This window comes from Streptomyces sp. NPDC092369 (genome assembly GCF_044755245.1).
In the GTDB taxonomy this organism is placed as follows: domain Bacteria; phylum Actinomycetota; class Actinomycetes; order Streptomycetales; family Streptomycetaceae; genus Streptomyces.
Window position 1 is genome coordinate 143540 of the sequence record NZ_JBIVQP010000011.1, and the last position, 20099, is coordinate 163638.

Sequence of the window (20099 nt, forward strand, 5' to 3'; positions counted from 1 at the left end):
GAGACCGTCACCCGCAATCGGTCCAGGCCGAACCGCTCCCGCAGCATCGCGGCGGCTGCCGTGCTGCACGACCTGATCCGTACCGGACGGCTCTTGCTGAAAGGAGCCGTCCGGTGTCGGACACGGACGGGTCGTGGAATCCATGACGGAACAGGAGACCCGTCGGCTACGACGGGCACGCTTCGAAGGACTGGCGCATGTGGTGACGGAACCGCTGCACCGGTATCTGTTGCGACGAAAGGCCCCTGACATGGTCGAGGACGTCCTGTCCGAGACGATGCTGGTGCTGTGGCGTCGCGTCGACCATGTACCCGGGCTCAGGAACGGGTCCCTGCCCGATCGCGATGAAGTGCTCCCTTGGTGTTACGGGGTGGCGCGGGGCTGCCTGGCCAACGCCCGCCGTGCGCACGGACGCAGGGTCCGTCTCGTGGAGCGGCTGATGAGTGTTCAGCAGGCACCTGCGTCCGCAGTCGCCGATCACAGCGACCTGCATGCCGCGCTGGACGCACTCGGGGAACTGGATCGCGAGGTGATACGGCTGTGGGCGTGGGAGGAGTTGGCGCCGCGGCAGATCGCGGAGGCGACCGGAATGACGTCCAACGCGGTGAGCATGCGGCTGCACCGGGCGAAAAAGAAAATCGCCGACCAGCTCCAGGCGCGGCGAAAGAACGCCGAACTCGCCGGACACAAGATGAGTGAAGGAAGGAGCGGTCAGTGAATGACAACGAGTTGCTGACCCTACTGAGGGATGCGGATCCCGTACTCACCTCACGAGCTCCGCTGCCGGACATCAATCGTCTTGTGGAGGCTGCCATGAAGACCAACTCCGTAGCAACGTCGGAAAACACCGACCTCAACACCGCGAATTCCACCTCGAAGTTCACCGCGGGAAGGGGCCGCCAGCGGTTCTTCGGGATCGCGGCGGCTGCCGTGCTGCTCCTCGGGGGTGGCGTCTCCGCGGGAGTCGCGGCAAAGGCCGGAGACGGTCACGCGAGCGAAGCCGTCAAGCAGCTGAATCTCACCGTCACCGGAAACGGCAACGGAAAGTGCCAGGCGCCTGTTCCCGACCAACTGGCGGGCTACCCGACGCTTTTCTACGGGACGGTCACCTCCGTGAAGGGGCCCCTTATCACCCTCCACGTCGATCATTGGCTGCGCGGCGGTGGCCCGCGCACCATCGTGGTGAGCAATGACCCGGACTTCCCGGAGAACCTGACCTTCACGGTCGGCGAGCATTACATCGTGGCCGCCGAAAGCGACGGCTCCATTCCTTCCTGCGGTGCGAACTGGGTCTCGGACGAGACCTGGGAGCAGTTCAGCGACGCATTCGGAAAGTAGCGACACGCTTCGACCGCCCGGTCCCGGACACCACGACGATCTCGTCGTGGTGTCCGCCGCGCCCGCGCCGGGTGCGGATCGCCTCGTACGCGGAAGAGGCTTCCGTGGTCATGGCCGCGGGTTCCTCTTTCGGTCTCGGGGCCGCTCACAGCGAGCGGGCGACAAGTTCCTTCATGACCTCGTTGGCCCCGCCGTAGATGCGCTGGATCCGGCCGTCGGTGAACAGCCGGGCGATCGGGTACTCGGCCATGTAGCCGTAGCCGCCGTGCAGTTGGAGGCAGCGGTCCACCACCTCGGTCTGTCGGTCGGTGATCCAGTACTTGGCCATCGAGGCGGTGGCGGCGTCCAGCTCTCCGTTCAGGTGGCGCTGGACGCAGTCGTCGAGGAAGACCCGGGCCACCCGCGCGGTCGTGGCACAGTCCGCCAACTCGAAGCGGGTGTTCTGCAGTTCGAACAGTGCTCGCCCGAAGGCCTGCCGTTCCTTGGTGTAAGCGACCGTGGTGTCCACGGCGGCCTCCAGCCACGCCAGTCCGATCGCGGCGATCAGCAGCCGTTCCTGCGGCAGTTGCTCCATCAGCTGCACGAAGCCGAGGCCTTCGCGGGAGCCGAGCAGGTTCGTCGCGGGGACGCGCAGCTCGTCGAAGAACAGCTCCGCGGTGTCGGTGCTGTGCTGGCCGATCTTCTTCAGTACCCGGCCGCGTTGAAAGCCTGGCGTCTCCTCGTCCACTTCGGCGGCCAGCAGCGAGATGCCGCGGGCGCCCTGGTCCGGGTCGGTCTTGGCCGCGATGAGCACCAGGCCGGCGTTGTGACCGTTGGTGATGAATGTCTTCGCGCCGCTGATCAGGTACTCGTCGCCCGCGCGGACCGCCCGGGTCTGGATGCCCTGGAGGTCGGATCCGGTGCCCGGTTCGGTCATGGCGATCGCGCCGAGCAGTTCGCCGCTCGCCATCCTGGGCAGCCAGCGGCGCTTGTGCTCCTCGGCGGCAAAGGCGTTGACGTAGTGGGCCACGATGCCCGAGTGGACGATCATGGGCATGGCTCCGGCGCCTGATCTCATCTGCTCCTCGATCAGCACGGTCTCATGAGCGATCGTCCCTCCTCCGCCGCCGTACTCCTCCGGGATCGACGCGCACAGCAGGCCCAGCTCACCCGCCCGCCGCCACAGCTCCTTCGCGGGGAATCCCTGTCGGGCGAACTCCTCCTCGCGCGGCGCCGCCTCCTTGGTGAAGAAGGTGCGGGCCAGGTCGCGTACGGCGTCCAGCTCGTCGGTCAGCCATGGGGACCGGTATGCCGTCGTGGTCATGCGACATCCTCGCAATCTTCACAGTGCCCTAATGACGATTAACATCATGCACTAAACCCCTTGTTGTCAAGGCTAGAAATGGATGACAATCAACCTAGCGATGATTAACAGGAGAGGGTTGGGATGTCCGCCTACCAGCAGATTCGTTATGAGCTGACCGGCCGAGTGGCGACCATCACGCTCGACCGCCCCGCGGCACGCAACGGCTACACCCTTCGCATGGCGCAGGAGCTGCGGGACGCCTTCGCGCACGCCGACGCCGACGAGGAGGTGCGGGTCGTCGTCCTCACCGGTGCCGGACGGGACTTCTGTGTCGGCGCCGACCTCTCAGGAGGCGGCTTCGACGTCGACGCAGAGGGCGAGAACGATCTGCCGCCTCTGGAACTGGAGCCCGCCGGCAGTGTCTCCGCCCGCATGTTCGCGATGAACAAGCCCGTGATCGCCGCGCTCAACGGCGCCTCGGTGGGGGCGGGCGCGACCGTGCCACTGGCCGCCGACTTCCGGCTGGCGGCTCACGACAGCAGGTTCGGCTTCCCGTTCACCCGGCGCGGTATCGCCCCCGAGGGCGGATCCACCTGGTTCCTGCCCCGCCTGGTGGGGCTGTCCACCGCCCTGGACTGGACGCTCACCGGACGGGTGTTCGGTGCGGAGGAGGCGCTGCGCTCGGGACTGCTGCACAGCGTTCACGAGCCCGAGGCGCTTGTCGACGCGGCTTACGCACTCGCGCACGAGATCGCGGAGCACACCGCTCCGGTGGCCGTCGCGATCACCCGGCAGATGATCTATCGTGTGTCGGCGCTCGACTCACCCGACCAAGCCCACCGACTGGAGACCCAACTGGTGTCCGCACTGACTCTCAGCGCAGACGCCGTGGAAGGTGTCACCTCGTTCCTGGAACGCCGGCCGCCGAAGTTCCCGGGCCGGATCGACGACGGCCTTCCGAGCTTCCTGCCATGGGCGGGTGACAAGTGAGCCCACCCGCCGGCGCCGTCCCCCGGCCGGGAAAGCCGACGCGACGCGACCAGTTGGGGGCGATCGCCGCCGGGCTCTTCGCGCGCGACGGCTACCACAACGTCTCCGTCCAGGACATCGCCGCGGCCGCCGGGCTCAGCGGACCGGCGCTCTACCGCCACTTCCGGGGAAAGCAAGCGGTGCTCGCCCATGTCCTGCGCGCCGGCCTCGACGAGGCAAGGCGGACGCTGGACGGCTGCACCGGGAGCGACACCGGCCAGGAACTAGCCGAGGCCTACGCGCAGTTGGCCGCTTTCGTAGTCGCATGGCCGGAGTTCGGCATCCTCTGGCGACGCGAGCGCCGGCACCTCGCGCCGGACGACGCCATCGAGGTGAGGAAGCGCGCCGTGGGAATCGGCGCGCCATTGATCCGCGCGCTACGCGACCAGCGCCCCGAGTTGGAGCCCTCCGAGGCGTCTCTGCTCACCTGGGGGGCGCTCAGCGTCCTGGGGAGCGTCTCCGACCACCGCGTCCGGCTGCCGCGAACGGCCTTCGAGGAAGTCCTCACGGCAATCGCCCTCAACACCCTGGCGACCGACCTGACCACTGCCTCCGCACCGCGGCAGGCCCCGGCGACCAGCCCGTCCCTGCTGCTGGACGCCCGGCGTGAACAACTGCTCGCCGTGTCGGCCCGGCTCTTCCGGGAGCACGGTTTCCACGCGGTGACCATGGAGCACATCGGCGCCGCGGCGGGCATGGCCGGGCCCAGCATCTACACCCACTTCGCGGGGAAGATCGACCTGCTCCAGACCGCCGCGAGCCGAATCCGGGAACGCCTGCGGCAGAACGTCACAGCCGCACAGGCGGCCGGGCTGCCCGCGAGCGACACTCTCGACCTGCTGGTCGTCTCCTACGTCGAGACGGTGCTGGACTACCGGGAACTGGTCGCCGCCTACTTCGCCGAAGGCCACAACCTGCCCGAGCGCGACCGCACGGAGCTGCGGCGCTTCCAGCGGGCTGTCGCCGCGTACTGGGCGGAGGTGACGCAGGCGGCAGCGCCTAGCCCGGACCCGCGGGAGGTTCAGGTCCGCGTCCATGCCGCGTTCGCCGTCGTCAACGACCTGGCGCAGACCGGCCAGTTCACCTCACGCCCGGCCTTGGCAGGGGAGCTTCGCGCCCTCATGCACGCGGTCCTCACCAAGGGATAGCGCCGGCCCGCAGCAGCACAGGCACCGGGTTCCGTATGCCGTGCGACAGAGGCCGCTCAGGCGCCGCGGGTGATCGCGCCGTGCATGGTCGCGCCGTACGTGCGTGTCTTGGTGTGCAGGGCGAACTGTGCGTCGTCGTACTGCTCCTTGAGCGTTGCGACGAGGTCTGCGACCGTCGTGCTCCGTTTGACGACGCCGATGCCCTGGCCTGAGCCCCAGACGTCCCTCCACGCCTTCGGCTTCGCGGTGTCGCTCGTGCCGAAGTCCATGGCGGACGGACCCGACTCGGAGAGGTTGTCCGGGTCGAGTCCGGCGGCGGAGATGCTGCCGCGCAGGTAGTTGCCGTGGACGCCGGTGAACAGGTTGCTGTAGACGATGTCCTTGGCGGCACTGTCGACGATCATCTGCTTGTACGCGGTCGAATTGTTCGCCTCATTGGTGGAGAGGAATGCGGAGCCCACGTACGCGAGGTCCGCGCCCGCGGCCAGCGCGGCCAGGATGGAGCGGCCGTGGGCGATCGCGCCCGACATCAGCAGCGGACCGTCGAACCATTCCCGGATTTCCTGCACGAGGGCGAAGGGTGAGTGTGTGCCGGCGTGGCCGCCGGCCCCGGCGGCCACGCCGATCACACCGTCGGCGCCCTTCTCGATGGCCTTGTGCGCGAACTCGTTGCTGATGACGTCGTGGAGCACGACGCCTCCGTAGGAGTGCACCGCGTCGTTGATCTCCGGCCGTGCGCCGAGCGACGTGATGACGATCGGCACCTGGTGCTTCACGATCACGTCCATGTCGCGCTCGAGGCGGTCGTTGGAGCGGTGCACGATCTGGTTCACCGCGAACGGGGCGACGACGGCGTGCGGGTGCGCGGCCGCGTAGGACGCGTTCTCCTCTGTGATGCGCTCGATCCAGTCGGACAGGAGCGAGGCGGGCCGCGCGTTGAGGGCCGGGAACGAGCCGATGACCCCGGCCTGGCACTGGGCCATGACCAGCTCGGGGCCGGAGGCGATGAACAGCGGCGCGCCCACGACGGGAACCGTGAGGGGCAGCGCGAGAACAGGGGGCAACGGCATGAGGAGTCCTTCAGCGGATTGGGGATCGGCCCTGTGGCGGGCGCGGCTCGGTTCAAAGGCCGCCCCGCACAGAGTCCTGCGTGCGGGGTCCGGTACGGATCAGGCCCTGCCGGTGGCAACGGTGTGCTCGGTGTACATCGCCTCGATCTTCGCGGCGTAGTGCTCGTGGATGGGCCCGCGGCGCGTCTTGCGGGTGTGGGTGACGAACTCGCTGCCGGGCTGCCAGTCGTCGGTGAGCACGATGTGGGCGCGGACCTGTTCGGGCCGGGACAGGACCGAGTTGGCCGCGGCCAATCCCGTCTCGATCGCCGCCAGGACCACGGGATGCCGGCACAGTTCGCCAGGTCCGCCGTCCAGGCCGTGCCGTGCCGCGAAGGCGGTGACCGCCTCGGGATCGGGCACCAGCAGCGCGGCCACGAAGGGGCGAGCGTCGCCGATCACGACCGCGTGCGCGAGCAGCGGAGAGTGGGAGAGGACGGCTCCCTCGATGACGGAGGGCGACAGGTTCTTGCCGCCCGTGCTGATCATCAGGTCCTTCTTGCGGTCCACCAGGGTGATCGCGCCGGTCGGGTCGATGGTGGCGACATCCCCGGTCCGCAGCCAGCCCTCGGCGGTGAACGCGGCGGCGGTCTTCTCGGGGGCGCCCCGGTAGCCGCGCATGACGATCTCACCGCGCACCAGCAACTCGCCGTCCGCGGCGATCGAAGCTTCCACGCCGGGCAGCGGGCGGCCCACCGAGGCCACCGGGGCCTCACCGGGAGGCGAGTAGGTCGCCATGCCCGACAGCTCGGACATGCCCAGGCCATTGCTCACCGGGATGCCCAGGCCACGCAGGTTCAGCAGCAGACTCGCCGCGATCGGCGCCGCGCCCGAGGCCGCCACCCGCAATCGGTCCAGGCCGAACCGCTCCCGCAGCGGTGCCAGCTCTCTGGAGTCCAACGCCGCCCAGCGGTCGGCGAGTTCGGCGGTGAGCCGGCCGCGCTCGACGGCCTCGGCGTAGCGCAGGCCGAGACCGGGAGCCTCGGACAGTGCCTGTCGGCGTACCTCGTCGGGCTCGCTGTCCGCCGCCCGCTCCAGTGCCGCCCGGAGGCCGTTGTAGAGGCGTTGCCAGATCTGCGGCACCGCTCCGAAGACCTGGGGGTGGACGTCGGCGAGGGCGGCGGCGATGTCACGGGGCTTGTCGACGGTCGTCAGTTCCGTTCCCGCGGTCATCTGCGTGTAGTGCGAGGACCAGCGGTCGGCCATATGAGCGGACGGCAGGAAGGAGATCATCCGGTCGCCGGCGGTGATTCCGAGCCGCTCGTTGGCGGCCGCGCACTGGGCGATTTCGGCCCGGTGCGTGATCTCGACGCCCTTGGGCTGCCCGGTCGTACCGGAGGTGTAGATCAGCGTGAGCACGTCGTCCGGCTGCACGGAGTGCCAGATCGCCTCGAAGTCGAACCCCTCGGCCTCGCGGGAGGAGACGTCGTCCAGCGACAGGGTCCCGGGGAAGGCGCCGTCGACGGTGACGACCGTCGCGTCCACCGCGCGAGCAGGATGGTCGAGCACGGGCAGGAAGCACTCCTCCGTGATCACCAGTCTGGTCCGCGAGTCCGTGAGCAGGTGGGCGACCTGCTGGGGAGAGGAGGTGTTGTAGACCGAGAACGGGATTGCCCCGAGATGGAGGACGGCGGTGTCGGCGACATGGAATTCGGGCCGGTTGCGCAGCATGAGCGCGACCGTGTCGCCGCGGCGTACGCCGAGGGCCGTCAGCCCCTCGGCGAGCGCCCGGACGCGGTCGGCGTACTCCGACCAGAGCAGCGTCGTCGTGTCACCGACGGTACGCAGGGCGACCTGGCCTGCCTGGAGTGCGGCGGTCCGCTGGAACGCCTCACAGAACGTCCGGGGTTTGGTCGGCATCACCGGGCAGCTCCTTCGCTGTCGGGAAGATCGGGCTTGCTCGTGTGGACGCCGAGCGAGGCGGCGGGGCACGGCCGTGAGACACCGGCGGACTTCTTCGCGGAGTGGTACGGCAGGCCTGCTCTCCGCGACTCCGGCTGTCACGGGGCACACGCCGGGCGGCGGACATGGCAACACTGTCACCTCATTATTGGTGACCCGTCAATAGCTGCCGGGCGATTTCACTCCAGTTTATTGGCGGGTCGTCAATAAGACGCTCGGGTGACGACGCCCCAGTTCGGCACCCCACACCCGCAGTCGTCGTCACCGCAGCCAACCCGATGCCGATCAACTCCTTCACCCGCCCCCTGCCCAGGTCGCCCCGCGGAATCCCCTGACGCCGGAGGCGACGCCCGGCGCGCTGCGGCTTCCGCTGACGGTCGTCGACGGGGACCGTGAAAAGATGCGGCCGTGACAGCCTCTTCCTCCGCCGAAGGCCGGCCACGGATCCGAATGGAGCCGGAAGCCCGCCGCGGCCAGATCATCGCCTGCGCACGCCGCGCCTTCGGCGAGAAGCCCTACGGCGCGGTCTCACTGGCGGACATCGCACGCGAGGCGGGTGTCACCCGGGGCCTGGTCAACCACTACTTCGGCGGCAAGCGAGAGCTGTACCTGGAAGTGCTGCGCGAGATGGTCGCGGTGCCCGACTACGTACTGGAGCGGCTGCCCAAGGGCACCCTCCAGGAGCGGGTGAACGGCGTCGTCGACCGCTTCCTCAGCGTCGTCGACCGCAACCGCGGCATGTGGCTCGTCACCGTCGACGCGCTGTCGCACGGCCATGACCCCGACGTCGACGCCGTCATGCGGGAGGCGGAGGAGGTGACCGTCGACCAGACCCTGCGCGCGCTCGGCATCGACCCGGACACGGACGAGGCGCTGCGGGGCATGTGCCGGGCGTTCGCCGCGATGACACGGTCCGCGACCAACGAGTGGCTCAACCGCGGCACCCTGAGCCGGGAGCAGACGTTCACTCTCCTGGAGCGCACCCTCCTGCTGATCATCACGGAGTTCGGGCCGGAGAGCCGCGCGAAGTGACGGTGCGCGGGCCGGTGTGATCCCGCAGTTTTCGACGTACCCCCTGCGTACAGGACTTCCCGACACGCGGAGCCCCGCACTCTCGGCTACCCCCGCCGACCTCTCACGCCTCCTATTGTCGGGTCGCCAATAACGTGTTACGTTCCCGAATACGATCCCGGCGGCACCGCGCAGCCGGCGTGATCGCCTCGTACATCACCGCCGGGAAGGCGTACGGCATCGGGTCACTGCCCGCTTTCACGCACACCAAGGACGGTCGGGTGACCGCCGACGACCCGACCAAGGTCTCCTCAGGCGCCGTTCCGTAGCGGAGGACTCAAACAGCCGTTCGCCGACCCGACCATCACCGCAAAGCGAGGAACGACATGACCACGCCGACCAGCCTGCCGACGATGCAGGAGACGACGTACGACGTCGACGGAAAGAAGATCTTCGTTGCGGAGACGGGCGACGGCCCGCCGGTGGTGATGCTGCACGGCGGCGGCCCGGGCGCCTCCGGCGTCTCCAACTACACGCGCAACATCGCCGAGTTGGCCGAGAGGTACCGGGTCATCGTGCCCGACATGCCCGGCTACGGCCGCAGCAGCAAGGGCGTCGACAGCGCCGACCCCGTCGGGTACCTGTCCCGCCACATCCGCGGCCTGCTCGACGAACTCGGCCTGGACAAGGCCCACTTGGTCGGCAACTCCTACGGCGGCGCCTGTGCCCTGCGCCTGGCCCTGGACACTCCCCACCGGGTCGACCGCATGCTGCTGATGGGGCCGGCCGGCGTCGGCACCACCCGCACCGTGCCCACCCGCGGCGCCAGGAGCCTGCTCACCTACTACACCGGCGAGGGACCGTCCCGGCTGAAGCTGGAGACGTTCATCCGCAACTACCTCGTCTTCAACGCCGCCAGTGTCCCGGACTCCGCCATCGAAGACCGTTACCAGGCCAGCATCGACCCCGAGGTCATCGCTTCGCCCCCCACCAAGCTTCCCTCCGGGCCGGGCGCACTGCGCATCCTGTGGAAGTCGGACTTCACCCGCGACCCGCGCCTGAGCCGGCTGTCCGTGCCCACCCTCGTGCTGTGGGGTGCCGAGGACAAGGTCAACCGCCCCTCCGGTGCTCGCATGCTGGCCGACCGCATGCCCAACTGCGATCTGTACATGGTGGCCAACACCGGGCACTGGGTGCAGTTCGAGCAGCCCGACCTGTTCAACCGCCTCTGCTCCGACTTCCTTGGAGGCCACCGATGAACACGTATGAGAGGCACGACGCCCCGTCGGTCTTCGGAGCCGTCCACCTCGGCTACATGATCATCGAGACCAACCGCTTCGCCGACTGGCAGCGGTTCGGCACCGACGCCATCGGCATGCATCACGACGCGCTCTCCCGCGACCTGATGCGCTTCCGCCTCGATGACCAGGAGTGCCGCTTCCTGCTGCGGCGCGGCCCCGCCGAAGACGTCGTCACCACCGGCTGGCACATCGACGACCACGCCTCCTTCGAACAGATCGAGGCCCGCATCCGTGCCCACGGCGTGCCCCTCGTCGTCGGAACCGACGAGGAAGCCGCCCTGCGCGGTGTCGAACGCCTGCTGCGCTTTCCCGGCCCCAAAGGCATCACCCAGGAGATCTACACCACCCCGGTGAAGTCCGCGGAGCCCCTACGGATGCTCGCCTCCGGCTTCGTCACCGGCGATGCCGGCATCGGACACATCGCCCTGACCTCCACCAGGCCGACGCAGATCCGCAGCTACTTCAACACCGTCTTCGACGCCCGCCTGACCGACTACATCGACGAGACCATGAGCGGCCTCAAAGTCAAGATCCGCTTCCTTCGCGTCAACGAACGCCATCACACCATCGCGGTGGGCAACGCCCGCCGCCTGCCGATCGACCCGATCCGCACCCGTGTGCAGCACCTCAACGTCCAGGCCGCCACTCTCGACGACGTCGCCCAGAGCTACCAGCGCGTCCACGAAATGGGCTTCGGCTCACTGACCGTCGGCCAGCACACCAACGACCGTGAACTCTCCTACTACGCCCGCACCCCCTCCGGCTTCGACTGGGAAGTCGGCTGGAACCCCGTCGTCGTCGACGAAGCGACGTGGGAACCCAGCACCCATCAGGGCATCAGCGTCTGGGGACACCTCCCGGTCGGCGAGACCATCCTCGACAAACTCGCCCAGTTCCGGACCGGCGCCCTCTCCCTCGCCCATCCCGAGAACACCGTCCCCGCCCTGAGCGGTACCGGCATCGCCGACGACTGACGCTCTCGGCGGGGAAACCGGGCAGTAGCAGTACATGACGTCCTCACCGCGTTTCACGCTGGCCTCGATCACACTTGATGCACCGAACGCCCACGACTTGGCTCGGTTCTACCGAAGCCTGCTGGGGTGGCCGATGCAGAAGGAGGAGCCGGGCTGGAGCGAGATCGCACCACCTGACGGCGGTACCGGGCTGTCGTTCCAGACAGAGCCGCTCTTCACCCCTCCGCGGTGGCCGTCCGAGCTGTCCGGGCAGCAGATGATGATGCACATGGACATCGAGGTGAGCGATCTTTCATCGGCCGTCGACCATGCTGTTGCCCTGGGAGCGACCGTGGCCGACTTCCAGCCTCAGGCCGAGGTACGCGTCCTGTTCGACCCTGCGGGCCACCCGTTCTGTTTGTTCACGCGCTCCGAGCCCACCCTCTGACCGGACCCCGACCGCGGAGGGCAGCCGAGCCCGGCAAAGGTGCGCTTCAGATGGGTCGGATGCGCTGCCTGGGGTAGCCGGACCATGGAAACCGATCAATCGATTTCCATGCCCCAGGTAAGGACGAGCCGTGCCGCGAGCGCGTGAAGAAACCCGTTTCAGACATCCGCGGCACGAGCGCCGAGGAGAGGCCCGACTACCAGGCGTGGCAGCGACACTCGTCGCCATCGCGCTGTACCTCCTCCTGCCCCAGCGACTCCTCATCGCACCCCGCTATGTCCTGCCCGCCCTGGAGTGCCTGCTGCTCATACCCCTCATCGCGATCAACCCACGCCGGCTGACGCGCCAGACGCGGGCGTTCCGCGTCCTGTCGCTGACGCTTGTAGCCGTGATCGGGGCGAGCAATCTCGCCGCGCTGGGCACTCTGGTCCATGAGCTGGTGTCCGCCGAAGTGAAGGACGGCCGGGCGCTGTTGGTGGCCTCGCTGCAGATCTGGCTCACCAACATCATCGTCTTCGGCCTGGCCTATTGGGAGTTGGACCGTGGCGGCCCCGTCAGCCGGACCCAAGTACCCCGCGCGGAGCTGCCGCTGGCGGACTTCCGCTTCTCGCAGGACGAGAACGCAGGCGCCGTCCAAGAGGTCTCCGACGGCTCCAGCAAGACATCCGACTGGGTGCCCACGCTGATGGACTACCTCTACGTGTCGGTGACCAACTCCACGGCGTTCAGCCCTACGGACACCATGCCCCTCTCCTCACGCGCCAAGTTCCTGATGAGCGTGGAGAGTGTCGCCGCTCTCCTGACGTCGCTCCTCGTGATCGCCCGCGCGGTCAGCATCCTCCACTGACTTCTTCGACCGACGACCACCGCGATGCAGCGGCGGCGAGAGGGTCAGAGCCGGGTGGCCGTGCGGATGAGTCCCGCAAGGGCGAGGGAGCGGCTGTGCGCGGGCCAGGCGATGTGGGTCACGACGGGGGGTGCGTCGGTCAGGGGGACGGCGGTGTGCTCGGCCCACAGCCAGGCGCGGGCGGACTCGGGGAAGACGGCCACGGTGCGTCCGAGGGCGATCAGCTGGGCCAGTTGGGTCTGGTCGTGGATCTCGGGGCCCGGGCCGGGTGGGTACGAGCCGTCCCGGGACCACCGGGCGAGCGGGAGATCGGGGATGTCCGTGACGTCGGAGAGGGACAGTGTCCTGTGCGCGGCGAGGGGGTGCCCGGCGGGCAGGATGGCGATCTGCCCCTCGGTCATCAGCTCCTCGCTGTCGAACCCGGCGAGGGAGTTGAACGGCGCGTGCATGAGCGCCACGTCGGCGCGGCCGTCGCGCAGCATCTCTCCCTGTTCGCATGTGCCGCTCGGCAGTACCTCGATCTCGGCGGCGTCGGGTTCGGCCGCGTAGGTGTCCAGAAGTTTCTGCAGCAGTTCGTGGGACGCGGCGGCCTTCACCGCCAGCACCAGTCGGTTGCGGGGACCGCCCGGGTTGTCGGCGCCACCGGCGCGGCGGGTGCGGCGAGCGGCGGCGGTGGTCGCGTCGAGAGCCGCGCGACCCTCGTGCAGCAGCGTCTCTCCGGCGCCGGTGAGGGCGACACCGCGGCGGTCGCGTTCCAGCAGACGGACGCCGAGGCGCCGCTCCAACTGCTGGATCGCCCGGGACAGCGGTGGCTGGGCCATGCCCAGGCGCTCGGCGGCTCGGCCGAAGTGCAGTTCCTCGGCGACGGCGATGAAGTACCTCAACTCACGGGTCTCCAAGGCGTCCATGGTCGCAGCATATCCCGGTGATACCCGGCGGGTATGACAGGGCACGGTGCCGGTATTGGATGCGCGGTCCGTCGGCGAGCGACCATCGACGGCATGAGCGAGAAAAAGATCGGTCCGGCGGCAGCCGCGAACAACGGAGGCTGTTGATGAACGGCACTCCACGTGGCAAGCGACCCTCTCCAGTCCCCGGTTCGGCAGGAAAGACACAGTCATGAACACATCCCCCGCGTCACTGCCCGGCGGCACCTGGACCATGGGCGATCTGACCGTCACCCGCTTCGGCTACGGCGCCATGCAGCTGGCCGGCCCCGGCGTCATGGGGCCGCCCGCCGACCACGACGGCGCCCTCGCCGTCCTGCGCGAGACCGCCGCCCTCGGGATAACCCACATCGACACCGCCGGCGCCTACGGACCACGCGTCACCAACCGGCTGATCCGTGAAGCGCTGCACCCTTTTCCCGCATCGCTGCACATCGTGACCAAGGTCGGCGCGGTCCGCGATCGGCAGGGCGGCTGGATCCCCGCCCGGCAGCCCGAGGACCTGCGCCGCGCCGTCCGCGAGAACCTCGAGGACCTCGGCCTCGATGCCCTCGACCTCGTCAACCTCCGGCTCGGCGACGCCCAGGGCCCCCGACCCGGCTCGCCCGCGGAGCCCTTCAAGACCCTCGTCGAACTCCAGCGGCAGGGCCTGATCCGGCATCTCGGAGTGAGCAACGCGACGGCGGAACAGGTCGCCGAGGCGCAGTCGATCGCGCCGATCGTGTGCGTGCAGAACATGTACAACCTCGCCTACCGCCAGGACGACGCGCTGATCGACGATCTCGCCGACCGGGGCATCGCGTACGTGCCCTTCTTCCCGCTCGGCGGCTTCACTCCGCTCCAGTCCACGGCACTTTCGGCCGTGGCCGCCCGGCTGAATGCGACCCCGATGTCGGTCGCCCTGGCGTGGCTGCTGCGACGATCGCCGAACATCCTGCTCATCGCCGGCACCTCGTCGGTGACGCACCTGCGCGAGAACGTCGCGGGCGCGGGACTCCCGCTCTCCGAGGAGGACCTCGCCGAATTGGACAAGATCGGCCGCTAGTCAGGACGCAACCCGGCCCCCGACAAGGAGAAGGGGCAGACGCGGGTCCGTCGGCGTGGAACCTGCGCACCTCATTGCGTGTGCGCGGACCCCACTTGGCGAGGAGGGCAGAGAGTTCGCGTGCATCCACGTGGCGGTCGAGAGCCTCCGGGGACGCCCACTCCGCAAGCACCGTGACGCTTTCGGTCGCCGCGTCCTCCACACAGAACGAGATCATCACGTTCCCGGGATTCGCCGCAGCAAGGGGGTACGACGTCGCCCGCGCCTCGGCGACGAACGTCTCGACGTCGGTGACCGGTCGTCAGACGGTCGGGAACGGGCGGCCCGACAGGTACGTCCATGGAGAGATCCTGGATCCTCCGGCTAGTGGAGGCTCGCGTACCCCGGTGCGACATCCCGTCAGTTCTCCGTCACCGACCGGCCGGGCACGGCCTTGTCCGTGGCGCGGTCGGCGCGACGACCTCGGTCGCCTCGGGGCTCCCGTGTCTATCCGCGGTCGGCGGAGCGCAGCGGGTCCTCGCGTTCGCCGCGGCTGACCAGGCCCGTCTCGTAGGCGATGACGACGGCCTGGGCGCGGTCGCGCAGGGCGAGTTTGGCGAGGATGCGGGAGACGTGGGTCTTCACGGTCGCCTCCGACAGGTGGAGCCGGTCGGCGAGTTCGGCGTTGCTCAGGCCCTGGGCGAGGCGGCGCAGGACCTCCAACTCGCGTGGTGTGAGGGCAGCGAGGTCGCGATGGAGGGCGGTCGTGTCGGGGGTTTTGCGCGCGAACCGCTCGACGAGGCGGCGGGTGATGACGGGGGCGAGCAGCGCGTCACCTGCCCTTACCGTGCGGACGGCGGCGACGAGATGTTCAGGCGTGACGTCCTTGAGGAGGAAGCCGCTGGCCCCGGCGGACAGCGCCGCGTACACGTAGTGGTCGAGGTCGAACGTGGTCAGCATGACGACCCGCGGTTGGTCAGCGCCGCCGGCGAGGATGCGCCGCGTGGCCTCCAGGCCGTCCATCTCCGGCATCCGGATGTCCATCAGCACCACGTCGGGCCGGGTGTGCCGGACCGCTTCGACGGCCTCGACACCGTTGGTCGCCTCGGCGGCCACATCGATGCCGTCGGCGGTGAGGATCATCCGGAAACCGGTGCGTACCAGCGCCTGGTCGTCGGCGACCACGACACGCAGCGGTTCGGTCACGCTTCCTCCAAGGGAATCAGTGCATGGACGCCGTAACCGCCGAGCGGGCCCGGGCCGGTTCGCAGGGTGCCGCCGTAGACGGCCAGTCGCTCGCGGAGGCCGATGAGCCCATGACCGTTGCCGGTCGCCGCGGACGGGCTCGGGCTGCCACCGGAGTCGGTGACCTCCACCCGTAGATCGTCGCCACCGTACTCGACCTTCACCCTCGCGGTCGCCCCGGCCGCGTGTTTGACCGTGTTGGTCAACGCCTCCTGCACCACGCGGTATGCGGCGAGTTCCACTCCGGCCGACACAGGGCGCGGTGCCCCGCAGACGTCCAGCTCCACCGACACTCCGGCGCTCCGCATCCGCGCGACCAGCGTGTCCAGCTGGTCGAGTCCCGGTTGTGGCTCGAGCTCTTCGGGGTCGGCCGACTCGGATCCGTCCGCGTTCATCGTGAGCAGCCCCATGACGTGGCGCAGCTCGCTCATCGCGGACCGGCCGCCCGCCTCCACCGCGAGCAGCGCATCGGACGCCTGGTCGGGGGCCGCTCTCATGACCTTGCGGGCGGCTCCGGCCTGGATGACCATCATGCTGACGTTGTGCGTCACCACGTCGTGCAACTCGCGGGCGATCCTGGCGCGTTCGTGCTCGACCGCCCGGCGCAGCGCCTCCGCCTGTTCACGTTCCACGGCGGACAGCCGCGCACTGCTCTCGTCCGCCCGAAGCTTCCATGCCCGCAGCCCGTTGGCCGCCACGACGAGCGGCACCGCGATCAGCAGGGGAACGTACTGCGTGGGCACGGTGGGTGCCCCCGGATCCCCGACCGTGGCGACCAGGAGGACCGCGCCGGGCAGACTGGCCAGCGTCGCCACCCGGTAGGGGCTGTAGGCGGCGGCGCTGTAGGCGGCGATCACGCATGCGTAGAACGTGAGCCGCGCCGCGTCACCGGGCGTGAACAGGGTCGCGCCCATGACGATCCACAGCACGGCCAGTGGATAACGGCGGCGCAGCGCCAAGGGCGCGGAGGCCAGAAGGGCCAGGCCCAGCAGGGCGACCCAGTCGACCGCCCCGGTCGGGTACCCGACCGGAACGGGACGGTCCTGCCGGCTGTCCCATCCGTGCAGGTTGTCGAGGACGTACTGGGCCGCGGCGACGCCGAGGCACAGCGCGAGTGCCGCGTCGAAGGCCTTGTTCCGCCGGGTGGGGCTCGGGGTGGGGCCGCTGGGGCGCGTCAGCGCCCTGGCTCCCTGTCGCACGCGGTCCATCACCGGGCCATTGTCACCGATGGCCCGGATCGCCGGCATCCACACAGAGGGTCTGGCGGATACACCGGTCGACTACATCTCAAGGATGACACCGACCGGCATCAGCCCAACGCGGTACGGGAATTACCCCTGCCGACCGTCGTGCTCCCCCGGGCCGCACGCCTAGCGTCACACCCATCAGATGTGAGCAACGAGGGAGCGTCCATGACCACACCGGTGATCGAACTGCGCGACGTGAGCCGCCGCTACGATGCCGGGCCACCGGCCCTGCAGAACGCGTCGATGACCGTGCAGGCCGGTGAAGCCGTCGCGATCCTGGGTCCCTCCGGCAGCGGCAAGTCCACCATGCTCAACCTGATCGCGGGCCTGGACCGGCCCGACACCGGAACCGTCACGGTGGACGGCGTACGCGTGGACCAGCTCGGCGAGGCCGGTTCCGCCCGTTACCGACGCTCGAAGATCGGCATGGTCTTCCAGTTCTTCAACCTGCTCGACGATCTGACCGTCGCCGACAACGTCGTCCTGCCCGCGCAACTGGCCGGAATGGGACGGCGCGAGGCGAACCGCCGGGCGGCGGACCTGCTGGAGTCGCTCGGTATCGCCCGGCACGGCGGCGCCTTCCCGGGCCGGTTGTCCGGCGGGCAGCGTCAACGCGTCGCGGTGGCAAGGGCCTTGATGAACCGCCCGCCGCTTCTCCTGGCGGACGAGCCGACCGGCGCGCTGGACTCCGCGTCCGGCGAGGACGTGAGCGAACTGCTCAGGGAGCTCAACGCCGAGGGGCAGACGATCGTCATCGTCACCCACGACCTGTCCCTGGCGCAGTCCTGCACGAAGCGCACCGTGCAGCTCGTCGACGGCCGGATCACCGCCGATGTGAACGCCGGGGTCGCCCGATGAGCGCCCTGGGCCGCGTCGTCCGCTCGGGAGTGGCGCGCCGCCGGGTGCAGACGCTGGTGATCGGACTGGCCGTCATGATGGCGGTGACCGCGTCGGTTCTCGGCGGTTCCCTGCTGGTGGCGTCCGACGCGCCGTTCGACAAGGCCTTCGTCCGGCAGCACGGTTCGCATCTCACCGCGCAGTTCAAGGCTGACAGGGCGACGAGCGCGCAGCTGGCCGCGTCCGCGGACGCCCCGGGCGTCGACGCCGCGTCGGGCCCGTACCCCACCACGACGATCAATCCACAGGTCAACGGCATGTCCGTCGCACCGTTGTCGGTCGTGGGCCGTGCGAAGCCCGGCGGGGACGTCGACAAGATCTCGCTGACCGAGGGCCGTTGGGTCGAGGGCCCCGGCGAGATCGTCCTGTCGGCCGATTCCGGCCTCATGGCACGGATGGGCCTGGAGCTCCAGTTCTCGGACCTGCCCGGCAGTCCGACGCTGAAGGTGGTCGGCATGGCCCGTACGGTCAGCCGTACCGCCGATGCCTGGGTGGTGCCGTCCGAGGTCACCGCGTTGACGCCGACCGGTGCGACCGGTGGCTACCAGATGCTCTACCGCTTCACCAAGGCGGACACCGCCGCGGCGATCGGCAAGGGGCGGGCCGCGGTCACGGCGGCCGCTCCCGCGGGGTCGATGGCGGGTTCGCAGTCCTGGCTCGCCCTCAAGAAGGTCTCCGCGCGCGACACGTCGCTGTTCGTGCCCTTCCTCGTCGCGTTCGGCGTCCTGGGCCTGGTCATGTCGGTGCTGATCGTCGGGAACGTGGTCGCCGGCACGGTGGGCACGGGGCTGCGGCGGATCGGCGTCCTCAAGGCCATCGGATTCACCCCGGCCCAGGTCGTACGCGCCTATGTGGGCCAGGCCCTGCTCCCGGCGGCGATCGGGACCGCGGCCGGCGTCGTGATCGGAAACCTCCTGGCCGTACCGGTGCTGTCCGAGACCGCGGACGCGTACGGCACCACGGGCCTGACCGTAGAACCTTGGGTCGACATCGCAGTGGTCGCCGGGGCGTTGGGCGTGGTGGCAGTCGCCGCCTGTCTGAGCGCCTGGCGTGCCGGCCGACTGCGGACCGTCGACGCACTGGCCGTCGGGCGAACCCCCGCGCCCGGCCGAGGGCGCCGGGCGGCCCATGTGGCCGCCCGGCTGCCCCTCCCCCGTCCCGTCAGCCTCGGCCTGGCCCGTCCGTTCGCCCGCCCCGCCCGTACGGCCTCGATGATCGCGGCGGTCCTGTTCGGCGCCACGGCCGTCACCTTCGCCACCGGTCTGGCGTCCTCGCTCAGCGAGGTGGTGACCGCGAGGGACCACAACGCCGCCGATGTCACCATCGGCGTCGTCGGCCCGCAGGCCGGCCCCGGCGGCCTTCCCGGCGGGAGCCAGGCGACACCCGACGCCGCCGCCGTCGACGCGGCGATCGAGGCGCAGCCCGGGACCGCGAAGCACTACGGAAGCGCCACGACCGAGGCCACCGTCTCGGGCGTGACCGGGTACACCAACGTCGTCGCGTTCGACGGCGACGCCTCCTGGGGCGGCTACACGATGGTCTCGGGACACTGGATGAGCAAGACGGGCGAGGCCGTCGTACCGACACCGTTCATGACCGCCACCGACACGAAGGTCGGGGACACCGTCACGCTCAACGCACACGGCAAATCGGTCACGGTCAAGATCGTGGGCGAGGTCCTCGACACCCGCAACGGCGGCATGCAGGTCTACACCGACGCCGCGACACTCGAGAACGTCGAACCGGGCCTGCAGGCCACCAGCCAGTACATCGCGGTGAAGTCCGGGACCTCACTGAGCAGTTACGTCTCGGAACTGAACCAGAAGCTGCAGCCGCTGGGTGTCAGTTCGACCAGCGCCAAGAACGAGAGCGAGAGCGACACCGTCGTCATCCTCAACTCGCTGACCGCGATCCTCACTCTGATGCTGGTCGCCGTGGCGGGACTGGGTGTCCTCAACGGTGTCGTCCTCGACACCCACGAACGCATCCGTGACCTCGGTATCCACAAGGCACTCGGCATGACACCCCGTCAGACCATCTCGTTGGTCGTCACGTCGGTCGTCATCGCCGGACTCATCGGCGGTGCGCTGGGGGTGCCGCTCGGTATGGCCCTGCACGGCGCGGTGATGCCGGCCATGGGGCGCAGCGCCGGCCTGAACCTGCCCGACTCCGTCATCGCCATCTACCACGCTCCGGAACTGGTCCTGCTCGGCCTCGGCGGTCTGCTCATCGCCGTCCTCGGCTCCCTGATGCCGGCCGGCTGGGCCGCCCGGACCCGTACCGCCACGGCCCTGCGCGCCGAGTAGAGCCCCCGTGGAAGCGCCCACGCGGAAGGTCCCGTCCGATCGTCACGATCGGACGGGACCCC

The 20099-nt window shown here is 69.4% G+C and carries 19 protein-coding genes; 13 read left to right on the forward strand and 6 right to left on the reverse strand.

Translation table 11 applies throughout. The annotated features are described in order from the left end of the window. Positions 1 to 142 precede the first annotated feature (142 nt). Positions 143 to 718: an RNA polymerase sigma factor gene (locus ACIQI8_RS43760; protein WP_402364478.1), complete on the forward strand. Its 576-nt coding sequence runs from the start codon at positions 143 to 145 to the stop codon at positions 716 to 718. Next, the gene (locus ACIQI8_RS43765; RefSeq protein WP_402364411.1) at positions 715 to 1338 is read left to right on the forward strand and encodes a hypothetical protein; all 624 of its coding nucleotides are present in this window, start codon (positions 715 to 717) and stop codon (positions 1336 to 1338) included. The genes ACIQI8_RS43760 and ACIQI8_RS43765 overlap by 4 nt, the downstream gene beginning before the upstream one ends. A gap of 145 nt (positions 1339 to 1483) precedes the next feature. On the opposite strand, the gene ACIQI8_RS43770 is transcribed toward ACIQI8_RS43765, so the two are convergent. After that, on the reverse strand, positions 1484 to 2641 hold the full coding sequence (locus ACIQI8_RS43770) for an acyl-CoA dehydrogenase family protein (RefSeq protein WP_402364413.1): 1158 nt from the start codon (positions 2639 to 2641) through the stop codon (positions 1484 to 1486). 123 nt (positions 2642 to 2764) lie between these two features. Between ACIQI8_RS43770 and ACIQI8_RS43775 the strand changes: the two genes are divergently transcribed. Together ACIQI8_RS43775 and ACIQI8_RS43780 are read left to right on the forward strand one after the other, a co-directional pair. After that, positions 2765 to 3613: an enoyl-CoA hydratase-related protein gene (locus tag ACIQI8_RS43775; protein ID WP_402364416.1), complete on the forward strand. Its 849-nt coding sequence runs from the start codon at positions 2765 to 2767 to the stop codon at positions 3611 to 3613. Beyond that, on the forward strand, positions 3610 to 4800 hold the full coding sequence (locus tag ACIQI8_RS43780) for a TetR/AcrR family transcriptional regulator (RefSeq protein ID WP_402364419.1): 1191 nt from the start codon (positions 3610 to 3612) through the stop codon (positions 4798 to 4800). The genes ACIQI8_RS43775 and ACIQI8_RS43780 overlap by 4 nt, the downstream gene beginning before the upstream one ends. Positions 4801 to 4856: 56 nt before the next feature. On the opposite strand, the gene ACIQI8_RS43785 is transcribed toward ACIQI8_RS43780, so the two are convergent. Next, positions 4857 to 5870 (reverse strand): NAD(P)H-dependent flavin oxidoreductase, encoded by a 1014-nt coding sequence (locus ACIQI8_RS43785; RefSeq protein ID WP_402364422.1) that lies wholly within the window; start codon positions 5868 to 5870, stop codon positions 4857 to 4859. A gap of 99 nt (positions 5871 to 5969) precedes the next feature. Further along, the gene (locus ACIQI8_RS43790) at positions 5970 to 7769 is read right to left on the reverse strand and encodes an AMP-dependent synthetase/ligase (RefSeq protein WP_402364425.1); all 1800 of its coding nucleotides are present in this window, start codon (positions 7767 to 7769) and stop codon (positions 5970 to 5972) included. A gap of 492 nt (positions 7770 to 8261) precedes the next feature. Between ACIQI8_RS43790 and ACIQI8_RS43795 the strand changes: the two genes are divergently transcribed. From ACIQI8_RS43795 to ACIQI8_RS43820, 6 genes are all read left to right on the forward strand, one after another. Beyond that, a complete protein-coding gene (locus ACIQI8_RS43795) occupies positions 8262 to 8843 on the forward strand; it encodes a TetR/AcrR family transcriptional regulator (protein ID WP_402364428.1) in 582 nt (193 codons plus the stop codon). A 179-nt stretch (positions 8844 to 9022) separates the two neighbouring features. After that, on the forward strand, positions 9023 to 9151 hold the full coding sequence (locus tag ACIQI8_RS43800; protein WP_402364431.1) for a hypothetical protein: 129 nt from the start codon (positions 9023 to 9025) through the stop codon (positions 9149 to 9151). 57 nt (positions 9152 to 9208) lie between these two features. Beyond that, positions 9209 to 10081, forward strand: a complete 873-nt coding sequence (locus ACIQI8_RS43805) for an alpha/beta fold hydrolase (protein ID WP_402364434.1) — start codon at positions 9209 to 9211, stop codon at positions 10079 to 10081. Continuing rightward, a complete protein-coding gene (locus ACIQI8_RS43810; RefSeq protein ID WP_402364437.1) occupies positions 10078 to 11097 on the forward strand; it encodes a VOC family protein in 1020 nt (339 codons plus the stop codon). Before ACIQI8_RS43805 ends, ACIQI8_RS43810 begins: the two co-directional genes overlap by 4 nt. Before the next feature lie 34 nt (positions 11098 to 11131). After that, positions 11132 to 11524, forward strand: coding sequence for a VOC family protein (locus ACIQI8_RS43815; protein WP_402364440.1), 393 nt, complete (start codon positions 11132 to 11134; stop codon positions 11522 to 11524). A gap of 205 nt (positions 11525 to 11729) precedes the next feature. Next, entirely contained in the window at positions 11730 to 12371 is a 642-nt protein-coding gene (locus ACIQI8_RS43820; protein WP_402364443.1) for a hypothetical protein, read from the forward strand. A 44-nt stretch (positions 12372 to 12415) separates the two neighbouring features. Here the strand turns inward: ACIQI8_RS43820 and ACIQI8_RS43825 are convergent, their stop codons facing one another. After that, entirely contained in the window at positions 12416 to 13279 is an 864-nt protein-coding gene (locus tag ACIQI8_RS43825; RefSeq protein WP_402364446.1) for a LysR family transcriptional regulator, read from the reverse strand. A 211-nt stretch (positions 13280 to 13490) separates the two neighbouring features. On the opposite strand from ACIQI8_RS43825, the gene ACIQI8_RS43830 reads away from it, so the two are divergent. Next, on the forward strand, positions 13491 to 14363 hold the full coding sequence (locus tag ACIQI8_RS43830; protein WP_402364448.1) for an oxidoreductase: 873 nt from the start codon (positions 13491 to 13493) through the stop codon (positions 14361 to 14363). Between the two features lie 486 nt (positions 14364 to 14849). Here ACIQI8_RS43830 and ACIQI8_RS43835 read toward each other — a convergent pair whose 3' ends face one another. Together ACIQI8_RS43835 and ACIQI8_RS43840 are read right to left on the reverse strand one after the other, a co-directional pair. Further along, positions 14850 to 15548, reverse strand: a complete 699-nt coding sequence (locus ACIQI8_RS43835) for a response regulator (RefSeq protein WP_402364451.1) — start codon at positions 15546 to 15548, stop codon at positions 14850 to 14852. Then, a complete protein-coding gene (locus ACIQI8_RS43840) occupies positions 15545 to 16795 on the reverse strand; it encodes a sensor histidine kinase (protein WP_402364454.1) in 1251 nt (416 codons plus the stop codon). The genes ACIQI8_RS43835 and ACIQI8_RS43840 overlap by 4 nt, the downstream gene beginning before the upstream one ends. Positions 16796 to 16999: 204 nt before the next feature. On the opposite strand from ACIQI8_RS43840, the gene ACIQI8_RS43845 reads away from it, so the two are divergent. Continuing rightward, positions 17000 to 17692: an ABC transporter ATP-binding protein gene (locus ACIQI8_RS43845; RefSeq protein WP_402364456.1), complete on the forward strand. Its 693-nt coding sequence runs from the start codon at positions 17000 to 17002 to the stop codon at positions 17690 to 17692. Further along, a complete protein-coding gene (locus ACIQI8_RS43850) occupies positions 17689 to 20037 on the forward strand; it encodes an ABC transporter permease (protein ID WP_402364459.1) in 2349 nt (782 codons plus the stop codon). The genes ACIQI8_RS43845 and ACIQI8_RS43850 overlap by 4 nt, the downstream gene beginning before the upstream one ends. Positions 20038 to 20099: the final 62 nt, after the last annotated feature.